The 17304-nt window shown below is 38.8% G+C and carries 15 protein-coding genes; 11 read left to right on the forward strand and 4 right to left on the reverse strand.

Going from position 1 to position 17304, the window contains the following annotated elements:
• The first annotated feature begins 151 nt into the window (after nt 1-151).
• The 3 genes from MHI04_RS06900 (at nt 152) to MHI04_RS06910 (ending at nt 2980) form a co-directional block, all read left to right on the forward strand.
• Nucleotides 152-292, forward strand: coding sequence for an RAxF-45 family protein (locus tag MHI04_RS06900; protein ID WP_004232534.1), 141 nt, complete (start codon nt 152-154; stop codon nt 290-292).
• Nucleotides 293-396: 104 nt separating this feature from the next.
• Nucleotides 397-2196: an ABC-F type ribosomal protection protein gene (gene abc-f, locus MHI04_RS06905; protein WP_342535442.1), complete on the forward strand. Its 1800-nt coding sequence runs from the start codon at nt 397-399 to the stop codon at nt 2194-2196.
• On the forward strand, nt 2189-2980 hold the full coding sequence (locus MHI04_RS06910) for a GNAT family N-acetyltransferase (protein ID WP_340810305.1): 792 nt from the start codon (nt 2189-2191) through the stop codon (nt 2978-2980). The genes abc-f and MHI04_RS06910 overlap by 8 nt, the downstream gene beginning before the upstream one ends.
• 61 nt (nt 2981-3041) lie before the next feature.
• On the opposite strand, the gene MHI04_RS06915 is transcribed toward MHI04_RS06910, so the two are convergent.
• Nucleotides 3042-4604, reverse strand: coding sequence for a bifunctional UDP-sugar hydrolase/5'-nucleotidase (locus tag MHI04_RS06915; protein WP_342535443.1), 1563 nt, complete (start codon nt 4602-4604; stop codon nt 3042-3044).
• A 182-nt stretch (nt 4605-4786) separates the two neighbouring features.
• Here MHI04_RS06915 and MHI04_RS06920 point away from each other — a divergent pair, with 182 nt between their 5' ends.
• The 5 genes from MHI04_RS06920 to MHI04_RS06940 all read left to right on the forward strand — a co-directional run bounded on the left by MHI04_RS06920 (nt 4787) and on the right by MHI04_RS06940 (nt 9266).
• Complete coding sequence (locus MHI04_RS06920; protein ID WP_271912722.1) at nt 4787-5860, forward strand: PhnD/SsuA/transferrin family substrate-binding protein; 1074 nt, start codon at nt 4787-4789, stop codon at nt 5858-5860.
• A gap of 106 nt (nt 5861-5966) precedes the next feature.
• Nucleotides 5967-6770, forward strand: coding sequence for a phosphonate ABC transporter ATP-binding protein (phnC, locus tag MHI04_RS06925; RefSeq protein WP_342535444.1), 804 nt, complete (start codon nt 5967-5969; stop codon nt 6768-6770).
• Entirely contained in the window at nt 6727-7542 is an 816-nt protein-coding gene (gene phnE / locus MHI04_RS06930; RefSeq protein WP_342535445.1) for a phosphonate ABC transporter, permease protein PhnE, read from the forward strand. Before phnC ends, phnE (MHI04_RS06930) begins: the two co-directional genes overlap by 44 nt.
• 10 nt (nt 7543-7552) lie before the next feature.
• Nucleotides 7553-8359 (forward strand): phosphonate ABC transporter, permease protein PhnE, encoded by an 807-nt coding sequence (gene phnE, locus MHI04_RS06935; RefSeq protein ID WP_101966341.1) that lies wholly within the window; start codon nt 7553-7555, stop codon nt 8357-8359.
• A gap of 172 nt (nt 8360-8531) precedes the next feature.
• The gene (locus tag MHI04_RS06940) at nt 8532-9266 is read left to right on the forward strand and encodes a hypothetical protein (RefSeq protein WP_036126981.1); all 735 of its coding nucleotides are present in this window, start codon (nt 8532-8534) and stop codon (nt 9264-9266) included.
• A gap of 162 nt (nt 9267-9428) precedes the next feature.
• Here the strand turns inward: MHI04_RS06940 and MHI04_RS06945 are convergent, their stop codons facing one another.
• Together MHI04_RS06945 and MHI04_RS06950 are read right to left on the reverse strand one after the other, a co-directional pair.
• Nucleotides 9429-9800 (reverse strand): hypothetical protein, encoded by a 372-nt coding sequence (locus MHI04_RS06945; protein WP_330493520.1) that lies wholly within the window; start codon nt 9798-9800, stop codon nt 9429-9431.
• A gap of 109 nt (nt 9801-9909) precedes the next feature.
• Nucleotides 9910-10137 carry a hypothetical protein gene (locus MHI04_RS06950; protein ID WP_058844283.1) on the reverse strand — a complete coding sequence of 76 codons (228 nt, stop codon included), beginning with the start codon at nt 10135-10137 and terminating at the stop codon, nt 9910-9912.
• A gap of 211 nt (nt 10138-10348) precedes the next feature.
• On the opposite strand from MHI04_RS06950, the gene MHI04_RS06955 reads away from it, so the two are divergent.
• Nucleotides 10349-10879: a hypothetical protein gene (locus MHI04_RS06955; RefSeq protein ID WP_082673732.1), complete on the forward strand. Its 531-nt coding sequence runs from the start codon at nt 10349-10351 to the stop codon at nt 10877-10879.
• Between the two features lie 15 nt (nt 10880-10894).
• Nucleotides 10895-12448 (forward strand): flotillin family protein, encoded by a 1554-nt coding sequence (locus MHI04_RS06960; RefSeq protein WP_058844285.1) that lies wholly within the window; start codon nt 10895-10897, stop codon nt 12446-12448.
• 501 nt (nt 12449-12949) lie between these two features.
• On the opposite strand, the gene MHI04_RS06965 is transcribed toward MHI04_RS06960, so the two are convergent.
• Nucleotides 12950-13831: a tyrosine-type recombinase/integrase gene (locus tag MHI04_RS06965; protein ID WP_271912728.1), complete on the reverse strand. Its 882-nt coding sequence runs from the start codon at nt 13829-13831 to the stop codon at nt 12950-12952.
• Nucleotides 13832-14246: 415 nt separating this feature from the next.
• Here MHI04_RS06965 and MHI04_RS06970 point away from each other — a divergent pair, with 415 nt between their 5' ends.
• Complete coding sequence (locus MHI04_RS06970) at nt 14247-17012, forward strand: S-layer homology domain-containing protein (protein WP_342535446.1); 2766 nt, start codon at nt 14247-14249, stop codon at nt 17010-17012.
• Nucleotides 17013-17304 lie beyond the last annotated feature (292 nt).

Raw genomic sequence — 17304 nt, forward strand, 5'->3', positions numbered from 1 at the left:
ATTGGTAAATAATTTCTATTTTATATTAGTATATAACTAGAATGTCTATTTGTATATTTATAAAATTTAATGATTAGTGAATTTTTTCCTTTCCAAATAATCTGACTAATGTTATGATACCTATAACTATTATGAACGGAGGTGAAAAGGAATGAATAAAAACGCTACGAAAACATGTGTAAAAGTGGATACAGCTATGTATTTTGCACGTGTGATTACTTTCGATTTTGCGAACAACGGGATAGGTCTGTCCATTTTTAAGCAAAATCAAATAACAAACGTAGCGAATTAACCATTCTTTTTCACACATTTATATGAGAAGAAGACTGCTTGTTAAGGAGCAGTCTTTTTTGTGTTCTAAAGATGTTTTCGCACGTTTCATTGGAGGAAAAAACGATGCAAATGAAAGCTGAACAACTACAAAAAATTATGGGTGGCAATATAGTATTCGAAAATTTACAGCTAGAGGTAAATAGTGGCGAGCATGTGGCGATTGTCGGTGTGAACGGCAGTGGTAAAACGACTCTCCTACAGCTACTTGCAGGTGTAGAAATACCTGAAAAGGGGCGAATTATTAAAAGTAAGGAAGCGACGATTGGCTATTTACATCAAATTCCCCACTATCCACAACATGCTGTGAAAGAAGTGCTGGAGGAGGCATTTTCGGATATTTATGCAATGAAAGCAAGAATGACAGCACTTGAGCAAGAAATGCAGTCAACGGTAACGGATAAAATATTATTGCAATACGGGCAAGTGCAGGAGCAGTTTATGTTGCTAGGGGGCTATGAAGTAGACACCCAGTTAGCCATGATCGCAAATGGACTAGGTATTACGGATATGCTAGAACAGCCATTTCACAGTTTAAGTGGCGGAGAAAAAACAAAGGTAATGCTTGGGCAAATTTTATTGAAAAAGCCTTCTATTTTGTTATTAGATGAACCAACGAACCATCTTGATATGCAGGCAATTGAGTGGCTTGAAAACTATGTACGAAACTTTGAGGGCATTGTCATTGTCGTCTCTCATGACCGGCATTTTATGAATCAAGTAGCGCAAAAGATTATCGAAATTGAGGATGGAGAGGCTTTTACGTATAACGGCGATTATGATGCTTTTATAGCACAAAAAGAAGCAAAGGTTGAACAACAGTTTGCAAATTATGAGGAGCAACAAAAGAAAATTAAAAAAATGCAAGAAACGATTAAACGTTTAAAGCAGTGGGCGAATGAAGCGAACCCGCCAAATGCGTCTATGCATAGACGTGCTAAGAGTATGGAAAAAGCACTGGCACGTATCGAGCGAGTAAAGAAGCCAATCACCAAAAAGAAAATGAATTTAGCGCTAACAATGGCTGAGCGTAGTGGCAAAGAGGTAGTGCTATTAGAAGGGGTTCATCATGGATATGATAAACCTTTATTGAAGGACAGCAACCTCGCTGTTTATTTTGGGGAAAGGTTGGCGATTGTTGGGAACAACGGTAGTGGAAAGTCAACGTTATTAAAAATGTTGCTAGGGGAAATCATTCCGAAGCGTGGAATCTGTTATGTTGGTAGCAATGTGAAATTTGGCTATCTCTCACAGCAATTTGAACATCAAAATCCTTCTATCCGATTAATTGATGCCTTTCGTGAAAATGTTGCAGTGTCAGAGGCTGAAGCCCGGCATATTCTCGCACGATTTTTATTCTATGGCTATGATGTCTTTAAAAAAGTGAAGGACTTAAGTGGTGGAGAAAAAATGCGTCTACGTTTGGCACAACTAATGCATGAGGATATTAATGTACTAATCCTAGATGAACCGACCAACCATTTAGATATTGAAGCAAGAGAAGTTTTGGAAGAGACACTAGAATCCTTTGAAGGCACAATCATCGGTGTGTCCCATGACCGCTATTTCTTACAGAAAATTTTCGCGAAAACAGCATGGATAGATAATCAAACAATTCAGGTTTTTGAGGGAGATTATGAGTGGGCTAAACAAAAAAGACAGGAATTCACAAAGAAAACGATTGAAAAACAACCAGCAAATAAAACACAGCCACCTAAAAAAGAACTACTGATTGAACAACAAATTGAAAAATTAGAGATAAAACTACAACAACCATCGCTTGCTAAAGAACAACGGCAGAAGCTTGAAATACAATTAGAACATTTATATGAAAGATGGTTAGAGGGGGGCGCAGAGCATGTTTAATTTAGAACGCATTATGCAGCTTGATATAGAGTATGTGAAGAGTTTCAGTGAAGTGGAGGTTTCTAAGGAGGGGCCCTTATTTTACAATCAGGCTATCCCAACCTATTATGATGCAAATCATGCACAGATTTGGAGAAAGATTGAACAGCCAGATGCGTTTTTACAAGCTATCAAAGCGTTTTATCAATCAAAATCTCTGATTCCACGGATTTATTTATATAATCTTGAAGAAAATCAGTTATGTATGAAAGCATTAGAATCACATGGCTTTCAATATGAGCATTTTGTCAACGAAATTCAGTACTGGAACGGTGAATATGCGATACTTCCACCTAATCCTGCCATTCAAATTGAGCGTGTAACGGATGCAAATATGGAGGAAGCATTAGCAGTAGAAATGAGCATTGCTGCATTTGGAGAGCCTTCATTAATAAAAAAGGCATTTGAGCAAACCTATCATTCGTCACATTTTACGTATTATCTATTAAGGCTAGATGGGGTGGCGTGCTGCTCGGCAAATATTTTTGTGTCAGGAAATCAAGGAAGGATCGAAAGTGTTGCAACAACTGAAAACTATCGTGGTCGAGGTTTAATCGGTTATATGCTGCAACATATCCAACAGCAGTCAGTGAAACAGGCATTAGAGGATCTTTGGATATTACCGATTAGTGAACAGGTTGCCAACGTCTATGACAAGGCAAATTTTAAATCGGTGGGCTCCATTGCATCAATTCATGCGTTTACTGAGGGGAAGAGCATTCAAGACATTCGCCAACAGGCTTAAATAGATACACATAAAGATTGCCAAATTCCTGTAGTGCTTACAAGGAATTTGGCATTTTTATTTAGAACTGTACTTGCCAATTTTGATTACAAGTTACTTTGATGAAGGGATGCTTTAAAATATAATCAGCCATTATTTCGGTCATATCAATTTGTATTTCTTTTACAATGGGGCAATTTCTTAAAAAGTCAAAATTCCCTGCTCCTGTAGCACGATAGCTGCTCATTACAACATCAAATTCCGCATCCATTTGGATAGCCTTGTCATTGTACAAAAGTTTCGTCACACGTTCACCAATCGGTTTGGATATGTCAAAGATGTATTCAATACCCTCCCACATATCATAATTATAGGGCTGTGCCTTAGGATAAAGAAATGGCTCTGCCACTTTTAATTGTCCTGCCTCGACCGTAAAATAACTAGCAGATTGTTCAAGTGCGAGTAAGATGTCCTGTCCTGATAGACGAAGTACCTTTAATGTATTGGCATAGATGTAGTTTGTAACAATATCACGCATGGTGACAGCTTGCTTTAAGCCACCTCGTTCATCATGGAAAAGAGCCGTACAAGAAATAGAAGTTCCGGATGTCGCCATTTGAATGCGATTGATAAACTCTATATAAGGATGCTCTTGAATGCGTGCTAGAAACGGATCTTTGATTTGTAAATCTCCTTGGATCACACCAATCGTTTCATCTAACCAGGCTTCGGTTTTTTCAAATGTAGGAGAGATAAGCTGACAAACAGCTGCATTAGGTATTGTACTTTCAGCGCTATAAATAAGAGATGGTGTATGAGAAATCGTTTGGATCGTATGCTGGTCATCCATCTCGATTTCGAGTTGAATGCTACCGAGACAAACTCCTTTAGTACTAGGTTGAACAACGGATTTTCCCATAATAGTTGTGCAAATCTCACGATGTTGATGACCAGAAATAATAATGTCGACTTCATCAATTTCTGCGCACATGCGGTATCCTTGATTTTCACCATCCTCTGCTTCAAGCAATTCTCCCGTTTCAAGATTCCGCTCAAATCCCCCGTGATAGCAAAGAATGAGAACATCAATTTGTTCATTAGCACGAATCCATTTTGCCCAGTAGCTAGCACTCGAAAAGGCATCCTCAAAGTGAAGGCCTTGGATATGGAGCGGTTCTTCCCATTTTGTTACAAAATGCGTGGTCACACCTAAAATAGCCAATCGAACACCATCTACTTCTTTTAGTATATAAGGCTTCGTAAATGGCTTGCCATCCTCTGTCACGATATTTGCTCCTAGCCATGGAAAATTGGATTGGCTCCTAATAGATTGTAACGTCTCTTGACCATAATTAAATTCATGATTGCCGAATACCATGGCATCATATTGAAGCTCATTGGCAACTTGAATCAATGGATTCGGTTCTTGTGCTTGGAATTTCTGGTGATAAAAAGTCATGGGACTTCCCTGAATAAAGTCACCATTATCAATTAAGAGGGTAGGCATTTCAAGCCGTTTTTCCTCGATGATGGTTGCTAGCTTTGCTAAGCCAATTGCTTCATTATGATTGTTTCGGAAAGTAGTTGGCATAATATAGCCGTGGATATCGCTAGTTGCAAGTATTTGTATGGTTTTTATCGTCATAACTGATCCTCCGATTAGTAGTATATCCACAGTATATAAAGTAATAGCCAGGAAAATAGCGTATTTACAATATCAAAATACTATTTTACGAATTAGATACATAGATTTACTCTCTTTTAACACTAGGAAAATATTAACTGTATATACTGAGGAAGCATTTCAAAAATGGGGAGGATAACACTTTGAAGAAATTACTACTTTTGACGTTAATGTGCATGCTTTCTGTGTTCTTGATGGCATGTGGAAATGAAGTTACTAGTACATCAAGTGCTGATAAAACTGTAGAGACGTCTACTGAGGCAAGTGGCAATGAATCAGTAGACAAATTAACGATTGGCTTTGTGCCTTCACGTAATCCAGATGAAATTATTACAGCAACAGAACCTTTAAAGGGGTTGCTGAAGGACGAGCTCGCAAAATTAGGCTTTGATGTAGGTGAGATCGATATTACAGTAGGAACAAATTTTGAAGCAGTGGGTGAAGCCTTATCTGCAGGTACGACCGATATTGGCTTAATTCCTGGGGGAACTTATGTGCTCTATGATGATGGCGCAGAAGTCATTTTAACAGCTACACGTGCAGGCTTAAATAATGACTCTGATCATCCAATTGATTGGAATAAAAACAAGCCAACTGCTCCGACAACAACACAGGCCACTTCTTATAGAGCCATTTTGGTGGCAGGGCCATCTGAAAAAGGGAAAGCATTAGCAGCGAAAGTCAATAACGGTGAAAAATTAACGTTTGAAGATTTAAATGATGCTACTTGGAACGTCATGTCCTCTTCTTCACCAGCGGGCTATATTTACCCAACATTATGGTTACATGAGAATTTTGATAAAACAATTCCTGACTTAACGAAGGTTGTTCAGGCGGATTCTTATGGGAGTGCCTTTGCCCGTTTAGCAGCAGGTCAAACGGATGTTTTGGTCACATATGCAGATGCACGTCGCGATTATGAAGAAAGCTGGCAAGGCGAATTTGCCCGCTCTGCTTCCATTTGGGAGGAGACAGATTTGATTGGTGTTATGCCCGCTATTTATAATGACACGATTAGTGTGAGTAAAAACTCAAAGGTTATGACAGCAGAGTTGAAAGAGGCAGTTCAACAGGCATTCATAAATATTGGCAACACTGAAAAAGGGAAAGAAGTGATTGCTATCTATAGCCATGAAGGCTATCAGGCTGCAAAGGATAGTGACTATGACAATGAGCGTAAAGCACAGAAATTAGTGCAAAATCTAGGTTCGAACTAAAGTCAGTCTTGAAGGTGAAGAATCTGTGGCTTGCGGTTATCCCGCAGAAAGCAGATTCTTCTTTCATTCATTCGGTGAGATTCTTTTTTAGAAATGGAGCGGTACAATGATTGAGTTTAAGGAAGTAGAAAAACGTTATCCAAATGGTTATCTTGCCTTACAGCAAATTAATCTTCAAATTGAGCAAGGTGAATTTGTGGCTATCATCGGTTTATCGGGTGCAGGAAAATCAACACTGTTGCGCTGTATTAATAAAATGCATGATATTACGGGGGGAACATTGCATGTTAATGATGTGAATGTGCATCCACTCAAGGGCAAGGGTATTCGCCATCTACGCCGTAATATTGGCATGATTTTTCAATCTTTTAACCTTGTTACTCGTGTATCAGTTTTGCAAAATGTGTTGGTTTCCTTTGTACCGACTATGCCTGCCTGGCGAAAAATTTTAGGCATTTTTACGAAAGAGGAAAAGCGTAAAGCATTAATGGCACTTGATCAGGTTGGTATTTTAGATAAGGCCTATGTACGTGTCGATCAGTTATCGGGTGGACAGCAACAGCGTGTTGCCTTAGCTCGTACGCTTGCTCAAAATCCTCAAATCATTTTAGCTGACGAGCCTGTTGCATCGTTAGACCCTGTAACAGCAAAGCAAGTTATGGAGGATTTTAAACGGATTAACCAAGAGCTAAGCATGACCATTTTGATTAACATTCATCATGTTGATTTGGCATTAGCTTACGCAACACGTGTTATTGGTGTACGTGGCGGTGAAATTGTCTTTGATGGACAAGCCGATGAAATCAACGAGGAAACGCTTGCGTTCATCTATCACAATACGAATCAGGAAAGAGGCGTAACGAACCATGCAATGGAAGCTGCTATCACCGAAAAAAATAGTATTGCCTAATGGCAAAGAAGTGCTGGAAAAACGGTCGTTCATGCCAATCGTGTGGCTTATTCTATTCGTATTAACTGTGCTTGCCATTCGTATTACAGGCTTTAGCTTAGAAATTTTAGTGAACCGAATTCAACAATTTTTTGTCATCCTACAACAGATGATTCCACCGAATTGGGCCTACTTATCAAAGCTATGGCAGCCGCTCTTCGATACGATTAAAATGTCGTTATTTGGCTCTATTGCGGGGGCTATATGTGCCTTACCAATAGCCGTTCTTTCAGCGACCAATATAACCAAGCATAGAGGAATTGCGCTGGTAAGTAAGTTTATTTTAAGCCTACTTCGAACTTTACCGACACTGATTATTGCACTTATTGCGACATTTATTTTTGGGCTTGGAACGATGGCTGGCACAGTAGCCATTTTCCTATTTACCATTGCATATGTTGGAAAGCTATTATATGAGCAAATAGAAAACGCTAATATGGAAGCCTACGAGGCCATGCAGTCGATGGGGCTAACGACCATTCAAGCCTTTCGTTTTGCCATCCTGCCACAAATCCTTCCTAACTACTTGTCGACATCATTGTTTTGCTTTGAAGGGAATGTTCGTTATGCGTCTATTTTAGGATACGTCGGTGCAGGGGGAATCGGCCTGCTGCTCAATGAAAGTTTGGGCTGGAGAAGCTACGAGAATGTGGGCATGATTCTTTTAATGCTTGTTGGTACTGTTTTTATCATTGAAACAACGAGCGAATATTTCCGTAAAAAATTAATGTAGAGGTGATGTTATGAATGCAATCGGAAAACAATTACAGTTACAACCAAATCGACGCATGTCATACATCATGATAATTGTGATCGTTTGTCTTTTATTTATTTGGTCTATAACAACGATTCATTTTGAGAATATATCAGTAAATGGGATAAAAATCGCTAAAAATATATTTGTAGGATTGCTGAATCCCGATTGGTCATTATTAGTCAATACGACAACAGCAGGTGTACCTTATTTATTAATCGAAACGATGGCCATAGCATTTCTTGGAACCATTGTCGGCGCATTGCTAGCCATCCCTTTAGCCTTTTTGTCGGCTTCTAACATTGTGCCAAAGCCTATTGCTTTTGTTGTCCGTTTACTGTTAATAATCATTCGTACGATTCCTGCCATTGTCTATGGTCTTATGTTCATCAGAGTAACAGGACCTGGTCCATTTGCTGGTGTACTGACGATGTCATTAACTTCTATCGGAATGCTGTCAAAGCTCTATGTTGATGTTATTGAGGACTTAGATAAAAGTATTCTAGAGTCAATGGAGGCAATTGGTTGTACGTTGCTGGAAAAAATACGTTACGGTATTTGGCCACAGCTAACAGCATTATTTTTATCCATTGTGATCTATCGTTTTGATATGAATTTACGAGATGCAACCGTACTCGGCTTAGTTGGAGCAGGTGGAATCGGTGCGCCATTAATTTTTGCGATGAACGCATATAAATGGTCTGAGGTAGGGTCCATTTTATTGGGACTTGTCCTGCTTATTTTACTCGTGGAGTATGTTTCGAATCGCATACGTACGAAGCTTGTCAAAGGGTAAGTATGAATTGATGAAAACTAGTAAAATCCTGAATAGTATCGACTATTCAGGGTTTTTCATTTATTGTTAAAAAGAAGGATTTTCAATTATTAAAAGTTTTTTACTTGAAAAAATGTCGTATTCGATTTATTGTCTTTAGAGATACTTGTTTAATGGACTTGGAGGATATAAAATGCACGGAATTTATATACGCTATAATGTCTCAGAAGAAACCCAAGCAGCACAATGGCCCAAAAAAATGGATGCATTTGCGTATGTTCAACGAGGAAAACCACAACAAGACAATGTTAGCTTGCTGTCAAAAGAAGAGCTGAAAAACCATGCCATTCGCTATATTAAAAGCTTAAAAGACAATGCAAGTGTACATTTAGTAGAGCAACGCAACGGCGAAATTGAACATTTTGATCGACGTTATATGGAATCATTAAAGTTAAAAGAAAGCATCGATTCACAACTTATTAATCTAGAAGAAATTCGTTTATTATTACAATTAATGAATGTCTTGAATTTATCGCATGCATTTGGAGAAAATGCTGGAAAGCTATTGCGTCAAATTACCCCTTATGCAAAAGATGTGGAGCATCCAACATTCCAAACAACACGTGTTGAGCGCCATTTCTATTCGGAATTAATTGAACAAATTGAAATGGTCTATGCCCGAATTATGCGTCAACACAACCCATCAACGACTGAAATGCAGCAATCAGAAAAGCTCTGGACAACAGTCTGTGAGCAAGCAATAGAAAAGGTAGAAGCCCGCATTGAACGTTTATCTTCTATCAAATTAAAGCATGAGAAAAATTTACTAGAGTTTAATCACTTAAAACAGCAAAATATCGAGGCGAAGGAACGCTTAGATCTAGCTGTGAATGAACTGGATGAAATTTTAAATGTCCTAGAATCATAAGAAAAGCATGTCTACCGATTGGAGTGCCAGTCGATAGACATGCTTTTTATGCTGTAGACGGATAGAAACGCCAAAGTGACGGATAGAACCTTTGATATGAAGGATAGAAATGAGAAAATGATGGATTAAGCCATAGAAGTGACGGATAGCACCACTCTTGCTTTACTTTTCCTCATTTTGATCGCGTTTGGTTTGGCGTGAAATACGCAGTAAATCAAGTACAAGCAATACGACAATGATATAGAAAAGAGGGCTAGTAAACGATAAACCGATTTGCGACTGGCCACCAAGCAATGTTAAAACAATCCATAAACCAACTGTATACAGCGTCAAACCAATATAGGCTTTTTTGGACAATTTTTTATATCTACCTTTATCGATAGCTAGCTGTATGATAACTAACACGACTAATAGAAGAAGAATGATTTTTTTAGTTAAGACTGTTGCAATCGTTGTGTCAGGGAAAAAATCATTCACGAATAATAATGTGAAAAATACTAGAATTAAAAAATTTAAGATCGTTGAAAGTTTCATGCCATATCTCCTTAGTTGCCAAAATTCTTTTCTATTGTAACATGGTTCAGTTAGAGAGAAATGAAATTATGATATATTGAAGCGAAAATTATGTATGGGGTAGGAAATATTAATTTTTATTGAAAGAATCATGATATCTTTTTAGCATTGTCGCAAATTGCTCACGTGTTAAGAAATTTTGAGGATGAGTGCCATCTGTAATACCTTTATTTCTTAACCACTCCCACGCAGCATTATGCATGTTTGAGGCTTTTCGAGCAGGGACAATAGCTTGCTTTGTTTTTAAAGCCTCCTCAAGCTCTTTTATTTTACTGAGTAATTCTGTATATTGTGACATTGTTAGTTCTCCTTTATTAGCTAAGATAGTATTTTGGACAACTTTAAGAGCTCTTAAAAAATTGTCCATGCAGGCGATTCTTACTTTTACTGCCCTGAATTTAAAGAAACTGGTGACTTGCTCCATTTTTGTTTGAAAAATGCGAAAAATTTCGAAACTTTTCCAGGGGTATATCCGTATAGTAGGTAATATGATGAAAGGGGTGAGCAACTTGACGCTATTTGGCTATTCACTCGAACAAATCTTTTTGGTTGTTTTGATTTTTGCTGGTCTTGCCACAATACTCGTTATGTTTTTTGGTGATGCTGTCGAAGGTATTGGTGAAGGACTGCCCATTTTTAATCCGAGTGTCATTCTATCTTTCATTACGTTGATGTCAGCAGCAGGATTTATTTTAGAAAAACTAGCCTGGTTCTCTAGCGTTTGGAACATTATTGCTGCATGTATCATCGGCGTTATTTTAAGTACTTTGTTTTATTTATTCGTCCTTGTTCCGCTGCGATCAGCTGATGTTTCATTGGCTTATACGGAGGAATCACTAGGGGGGCAATTGGGAAAAGTCATTGTACCAATTCCTGTAAATGGTTTTGGTGAGGTTGTTATCGAAACGACAAGTGGTATGATTTCGAAACGGGCAACAGGCTATGATAATGAAGCCATTGACTATGATGAGACCGTGCTTGTTGTAGATGTGAAGGATGGTACACTTTTTGTCAGAACGTATGAGAAAAAATTTGTATAAAGGAGAGATCTATCTATGTCAACCGATATTTTAATTGTTTTAGGAATTGTAGCGTTTGTATTAATCGCCCTAGTCGGCTTATATGTGACAAAGTATCGTACGGCGGGTCCTGATGAAGCACTGATTGTGACAGGTAGCTATCTCGGCTCAAAAAATGTACATAAAGATGAGTCGGGGAATCGCATTAAAATAATTCGTGGGGGCGGTACATTTGTATTCCCTATTTTCCAGCAAGCACAGCCATTAAGTTTACTATCTAGTAAACTAGAGGTAACAACGCCTGAAGTTTATACAGAACAAGGTGTACCTGTTATGGCTGATGGTACAGCCATTATTAAAATTGGCGGCTCCATTTCTGAAATTGCAACAGCAGCAGAGCAGTTTTTAGGAAAGCAAAAAACGGAGCGTGAAGCGGAAGCACGCGAGGTTTTAGAAGGCCATTTACGTTCAATTTTAGGCTCCATGACGGTGGAGGAGATTTACAAAAACCGTGATAAATTCTCACAGGAAGTTCAACGTGTTGCTTCTCAGGATTTAGCTAAGATGGGTCTTGTGATCGTATCCTTCACGATCAAAGATGTACGAGATAAAAATGGCTATTTAGATTCACTTGGTAAACCAAGAATTGCACAGGTAAAACGAGATGCAGATATTGCGACGGCAGATGCAGAGAAAGAAACGCGTATCAAACGTGCAGAAGCCTCTAAGGAAGCACAAAAGGCAGAGCTAGAACGTGCGACAGAAATTGCGGAAGCGGAAAAGGAAAATCAATTAAAGGTAGCTGAGTTCCGTCGTGAGCAGGATATTGCAAAAGCCCGTGCTGACCAAGCCTATGAGCTTGAAACAGCTCGTGCTAAGCAGGAAGTTACGGAGCAAGAAATGCAAATTCGCATTATTGAGCGTCAAAAGCAAATTGAATTAGAAGAAAAAGAGATTTTACGTCGTGAGAAGCAATATGACTCTGAAGTGAAGAAAAAGGCTGATGCGGATCGTTATGCAGTGGAACAAAATGCCGCTGCCGAAAAAATGCGAGAGCTTGCGCAGGCTGATGCGGAAAAATATCGGATTGAATCGTTAGCGAAAGCAGAGGCGGAGAAAATTCGTTTGGATGGTCTTGCTAAAGCAGATGCCGAAAGAGCGCAAGGTGAGACAGAAGCAGATATTATTCGACTACGAGGTCTTGCAGAAGCTGAGGCTAAACGTAAAATTGCCGAAGCCTTTGAATACTATGGTCAAGCAGCTGTGCTGGATATGGTAGTGCGTATGATGCCAGAATATGCAAAAGAGCTTGCGAGTCCTCTTGGTAATATCGATAAAATTACAGTGGTCGATACTGGTGGTGGCGAAGGCAGTGGAGCAAATAAGGTTACGTCTTATGCAACTAATTTAATGTCTACACTACAAGAAACATTAAAAGAAACTTCTGGTATCGATGTGAAGGAACTGATCGAAAGCTATGCTGGTAAGCACACTTTGCGTCCAGAATTAGAGCAAATTGCCCTAGGTTTGGAAAAAAAGCAAGCACCTGTTGAAGCAGTAGAAACAAAAGAAACTGTAGAACAATCCTAATAAAAATATATTTACCCAAAGAAAAATGGCATTTCCAATTGTGATAGGTTCCCTATTAGGTAGACAGATTAAAAAATAAAATCTGTTTATCTAATGGGGATTTTTTTATGACAAAATATTCTTTCACTGAAGAAACAGCTAGCCATTATATCATTCTAGCAGGAGGAGCATTACACATTAAATGAAGTAGCAAAAAATTTAGATGTACACCAAGATACAAAAAAGATTGGCAAAATAATGATCTTTATTTTGAAGAAGGGGTCTGAGCAATTAAACCAATAGAAACCTACTCTAAAGAAATAACATTGAGACAAATATTTCGTTTTACAACAATGAATGCTACCAAGAAAATTTAATAGAATTTAAGGATCAACACTCATAAAGAATTTTTTATTTTCACTGTCTACTTGACTGGGAGCACCACACCCACATTTTTATGCAAAAAAGCCCAATCCTTTCAAATTGCGCTAATTACGTTTCATATTTAGTTTTACATAGTTGTCACATTATTTTTTTCTGAGGAAACCCGTAATTTTTTTGCCAGTTCGGGATGATTTTCAGCTTTGCCAACTGCTTTTGTTTCGTTTCGGCACTGGTTTTCAAATAACGTCTTGTGGTGTCAATGCTTTTATGTCCTAAAATATCCGCTAAATCCGACAGTGGATTGCCGCAGTCTAAAAAGCTTCGGGCGAAGTAGTGCCGCAGATTATGGGGGAAAACCATTGCTGGATCAACTCCGCATTGCTCTGCTACTTCTTTCATTGCACGTGCAATATAGGAACGGCTAATAGGGCTGCCTTTACTGCCCGTAAAAACAATACCGCTTTTCACATTTTTTTCCTTGCAATATAAGGATAAATGACCTTGTAAATCCTTATGTATGACAATCGTGCGTACAGTTCCTTTATTGTTAATAAGAACCTTACCGCTCTTGATAGCCTCAACGGTGATAAACTGCAGTTCCCCTATGCGTATTCCTGTGTAGGCAAGCGTTAGCATAATCATCGCAGTTTTCGTCTTTTTATTCGTGAAGGCGCTTTCAATCAACTTGTCAAATTCCTTTTGGGTAAGCTCATGTTGAGCGGTGGTCTGTTCTTGAATTCTCAGAGCCTTTAGGGTGAGATCATCCATCTCCATAAATTTTAAAAATTTGTTGACCGCCGCAATGCTGCGGTTGACGCTTGAAGGTTTCAGCCTTATTTCCATTGATTTTTTATACTCTATTAAATATTCCTTTTGCAGTTTCCCATCTTTTCCCTCTAAAAAATCAATCAATTTCAAAATATCTTTTTGATAGCTTCTGATACTATTTTTTGCGTATTCATTGTATGTTAAATGTTTAATGAATTTAGGCAAACCACCCTTTAGCTTGTTTAATAACATAAAAATAATATACTCCTTTTTGACTTTGACAAGAGTATATCAGCAAGTATTACAATTTACAACATAGTTGCGATAAATATAATTATCGCAACTACTAGTTTTATAATAAACTATAATGGGCATAGTAAACCCTACAATTATTTCATTATTTGAACAAATCGTCAAAAAAACTTCAAAGCTTGCAAAGCTCCTTCTTAGAAGGGTTTTGCAAGCTTTTTAAGTTGCGATAATTATATTTATCGCAACTCAAATAAAAAGATATGTAGGCAAAAGAACTGGTGCGGCTGGGGGGAGAAGCATATTAACACATACTTATGCGATCTTTTTGTTAACAGAATACATCACAAAAGTAATACTAATCCAAATTTAAAGTTGTCCAGAAGGAAGTTAGTAACAAATTGGAGGTAATGAAAAAATGAATTATTTTAAAAGAATAACGGGTACTGTAAAAGGAATAGCCAATAAGCGAATGATTTCACTGCTGTTATTTCTGACAATGTTTTTTTCACTCATGCCACAGTTTATGTTGTCGGCAAATGCGGATAGCGAAGTTACCCTGTTTGTATCACCCAGTACAGTTTCCAACGATACTGCTCCTAGAGCGGATGGCGCAACCTATGCCACGCTGCAGGGAGCGATAAATGCAGCCCAGAACAATGATACGATTGCTGTAACAGAAGATATAACGATGTCAACGACAATTTCAATTATGAAAGATATTACGCTAATAGCTAGTGGAGGAAATTACAAAATTACATTGGGTATTAATGCTAGTTTTTGGGTCCAGAATGGCTTTGATTTGACTTTGGGTGGAGGCTCGGATACTGAAGTACTTACGCTTACGGGTTCTCAGAGAACACTTATATCTGTTGCAAATGGCAATATTGTAGTAAACAACGGAGCAAAGCTTTTAGCAACTGGCACTGGGAATATGGTACTGGATTTATACGATCCGAAGGCGTCCGGAAAAATAACTGGCGGACATTTGGAATCTTCCGGATCAATCGCCATTTCGATGACGAATGGTGCTACACTGGAGGAAATCAGTGGCGGAACTATCATTGGTAAAATGCACTCGTTATATATGTATGACGAAGGTACAAAAGTCAATCTAATTTCGGGTGGCACTTTCAAAAATTTGGCTGCTGCTCCAGATAGGTGGGCAAATGTTCAGGTGGACGGTAAGGCACAAATTGGTGAGATTTCCAACGGTGATTTTTTTGCGGAACATGAGATTTCCGCTCTTCGCCTAATTCGAGGTGGAAAAATTGGGGAAATCAGCGGTGGGAGATTTATTTGTGCGTATACTGGACTTACTACTAATAAAGAAGGAAGAGGAGTTGACATTGTAGCATTGGACTATCCGTCAGGTATCGATGAAATATCAGGCGGAACTTTCGATGGAGAGATAGGTGTTCTGCTGATCGAGGCCGGCGCTTATATTAACACGATAAGCGGAGGAACTTTTTCAGGTGGACAATCTGGCCTCCAAAATGATATTGGCGGTACTATTGGTACCATTAACAATGCCGTTATCACTTCAACGAACATTGGTCTTCTGAATGTTGGCACGATTAATGAAATCGGCAGTGGCACAGAAATTACTGGAGATTCTCTTGCCCTTTGGAACTATGCGTCGAATAATCCAAATGCTATTATCAAGCTCATCAGTGGGGGCAAATTTACCACCGTTAGCGCATCTGGGGAAGCTTTTCTAAACGAAACCACAGTAAACTTGATTTCAGGCGGCATTTTCACTGGTGGGTTCTATGCAATCAATTCAACTACATCAAGCAGCACTTCTCCTGCAAAAATCGGCACTATATCGGGAGGCGTTTTTTACGCCCAAACAACAGGTGGTGCAAGCCTTGTAGCTATCAAACTAGCCAATCCGTTAATTTTGGAGCCTGCTTTAATTACTAATAAGGGGGTAGCGCGTTTTTGGGGAAACGGAGGCAGTATTTTTAATGATGAATCCCTTGTAATCTACCCAGCAGGTTATCATATGAGTACTGCTACTGAAGCGGTAAGCAGTATTGCAGGTGTAGAATTTAAATATTTGACAAAGTCACTTTATACGGTAACCTTTAATTCCAACGGTGGTTCTGTAGTGGCAGAAAAAACGGATATACCCCTAGGAAGCCTTATAACCGAGCCAACGTTACCGACCAAAAGTGGCTATACATTCAGCGGTTGGTATAAAGAAGATTCCCTAACCAATGCATGGGACTTTGCTATAGATACTGTTACCGACAACATTACGTTATACGCAAAATGGATAAGTAAAGGTGGTAGTGGTAGCGGTAATGGCAGTGGCGATGGCAGTGGTACACCTACGGCAACATTACTAGTTCAAGGCATAGACAAGCAAACCGAGGAAATTATTTATAGTAAAAGTTCAAGTATTACAGTTGGCAGCACAGAAACTATAAACGCCCCGGCTATTGAGAGTTATCAATTGGATGCAGGCAGTAAAAGGACGGAAACGATAACGATCAAATCAGGTGAAAACAAGGTTGTATTCTACTATAACAAGAACACAGTCGCTATCCCTGAGCTTGAAACCGGTGAGCATATCAAGTATATCAATGGCTACCCTGACGGCAGTGTAAAGCCAGAAAGCTCAATCACAAGAGCGGAAGCAGCAGTAATATTTTTCAGACTGATAAAAGACGAAAATAAGAATACGGCTGTAAGTGGAAAGTTCAGCGATGTCGGTGGCGGCACATGGTATGAACAGTCGGTCAATTACCTTGCAAGTCAAGGTATACTGAAAGGGTATGGGGATGGCACGTTCAAACCTAGACAGACAATCACAAGAGCGGAATTTGCAGCCATAGCCTCAAGATTTGATAACCTGTTAACAAGCGAAAACACTTCGTTCAATGATGTGCCAATCAATCATTGGGCGGCAGAGTATATTGACAGCGCGTATACTAAGGGTTGGATTAATGGCTATCCTGACGGCAGCTTTAGACCGGCAAGTTCAATCACCCGCGCGGAAGTTGTGAAAATTGTAAACACCATGTTAAACCGCAAAATCGAACTTAACGATATTCCATCGGACGCGCCGCAATACAAGGATTTAAATAAAACACATTGGGCATATTGCCACATCATAGAAGCGTCTACAGAGCATACCTACACACGTAAGGAAAACGGCTATGAGCTGTGGAAATAGTAAAGTAATTATTTTCTATTATTTTACTCTGCATGTTTCGATCTATGTGCCGAAAGAAAAAACAAAACCAGCGGAGGAGACCTTAAATTTGATATAATGATCGTTCTTCCGTTGAATTGTTAAAAGCATAGATAAATAAACTGGTGATAGGTATGCAACAAGAGTTCGATTAGGGGAAATTGATCTGGCTGATTCTCATATTCGAAAGTGAACTGCGCCGAATTGTTAGATCTACTCTAACAATTAGAGGTGCAGTTTTTCTATGGATAAATTTACTGCTGAGGAAAAATTG

The sequence above is a fragment of the Lysinibacillus sp. FSL K6-1151 genome (assembly GCF_038630755.1).
In the GTDB taxonomy this organism is placed as follows: Bacteria; Bacillota; Bacilli; order Bacillales_A; family Planococcaceae; genus Lysinibacillus; species Lysinibacillus fusiformis_D.

Coding starts and splice junctions, on each gene's coding strand:
- MHI04_RS06960 (WP_058844285.1), top strand. CDS start 10,895: ATGTCAACCGATATTTTAATTGTTTTAGGAATTGTAGCGTTTGTATTA.
- MHI04_RS06965 (WP_271912728.1), bottom strand. CDS start 13,831: ATGTTATTAAACAAGCTAAAGGGTGGTTTGCCTAAATTCATTAAACAT.
- phnE (WP_342535445.1), top strand. CDS start 6,727: ATGCAATGGAAGCTGCTATCACCGAAAAAAATAGTATTGCCTAATGGC.
- phnC (WP_342535444.1), top strand. CDS start 5,967: ATGATTGAGTTTAAGGAAGTAGAAAAACGTTATCCAAATGGTTATCTT.
- MHI04_RS06900 (WP_004232534.1), top strand. CDS start 152: ATGAATAAAAACGCTACGAAAACATGTGTAAAAGTGGATACAGCTATG.
- MHI04_RS06945 (WP_330493520.1), bottom strand. CDS start 9,800: ATGAAACTTTCAACGATCTTAAATTTTTTAATTCTAGTATTTTTCACA.
- MHI04_RS06950 (WP_058844283.1), bottom strand. CDS start 10,137: ATGTCACAATATACAGAATTACTCAGTAAAATAAAAGAGCTTGAGGAG.
- MHI04_RS06910 (WP_340810305.1), top strand. CDS start 2,189: ATGTTTAATTTAGAACGCATTATGCAGCTTGATATAGAGTATGTGAAG.
- MHI04_RS06915 (WP_342535443.1), bottom strand. CDS start 4,604: ATGACGATAAAAACCATACAAATACTTGCAACTAGCGATATCCACGGC.
- phnE (WP_101966341.1), top strand. CDS start 7,553: ATGAATGCAATCGGAAAACAATTACAGTTACAACCAAATCGACGCATG.
- MHI04_RS06940 (WP_036126981.1), top strand. CDS start 8,532: ATGCACGGAATTTATATACGCTATAATGTCTCAGAAGAAACCCAAGCA.
- abc-f (WP_342535442.1), top strand. CDS start 397: ATGCAAATGAAAGCTGAACAACTACAAAAAATTATGGGTGGCAATATA.
- MHI04_RS06970 (WP_342535446.1), top strand. CDS start 14,247: ATGAATTATTTTAAAAGAATAACGGGTACTGTAAAAGGAATAGCCAAT.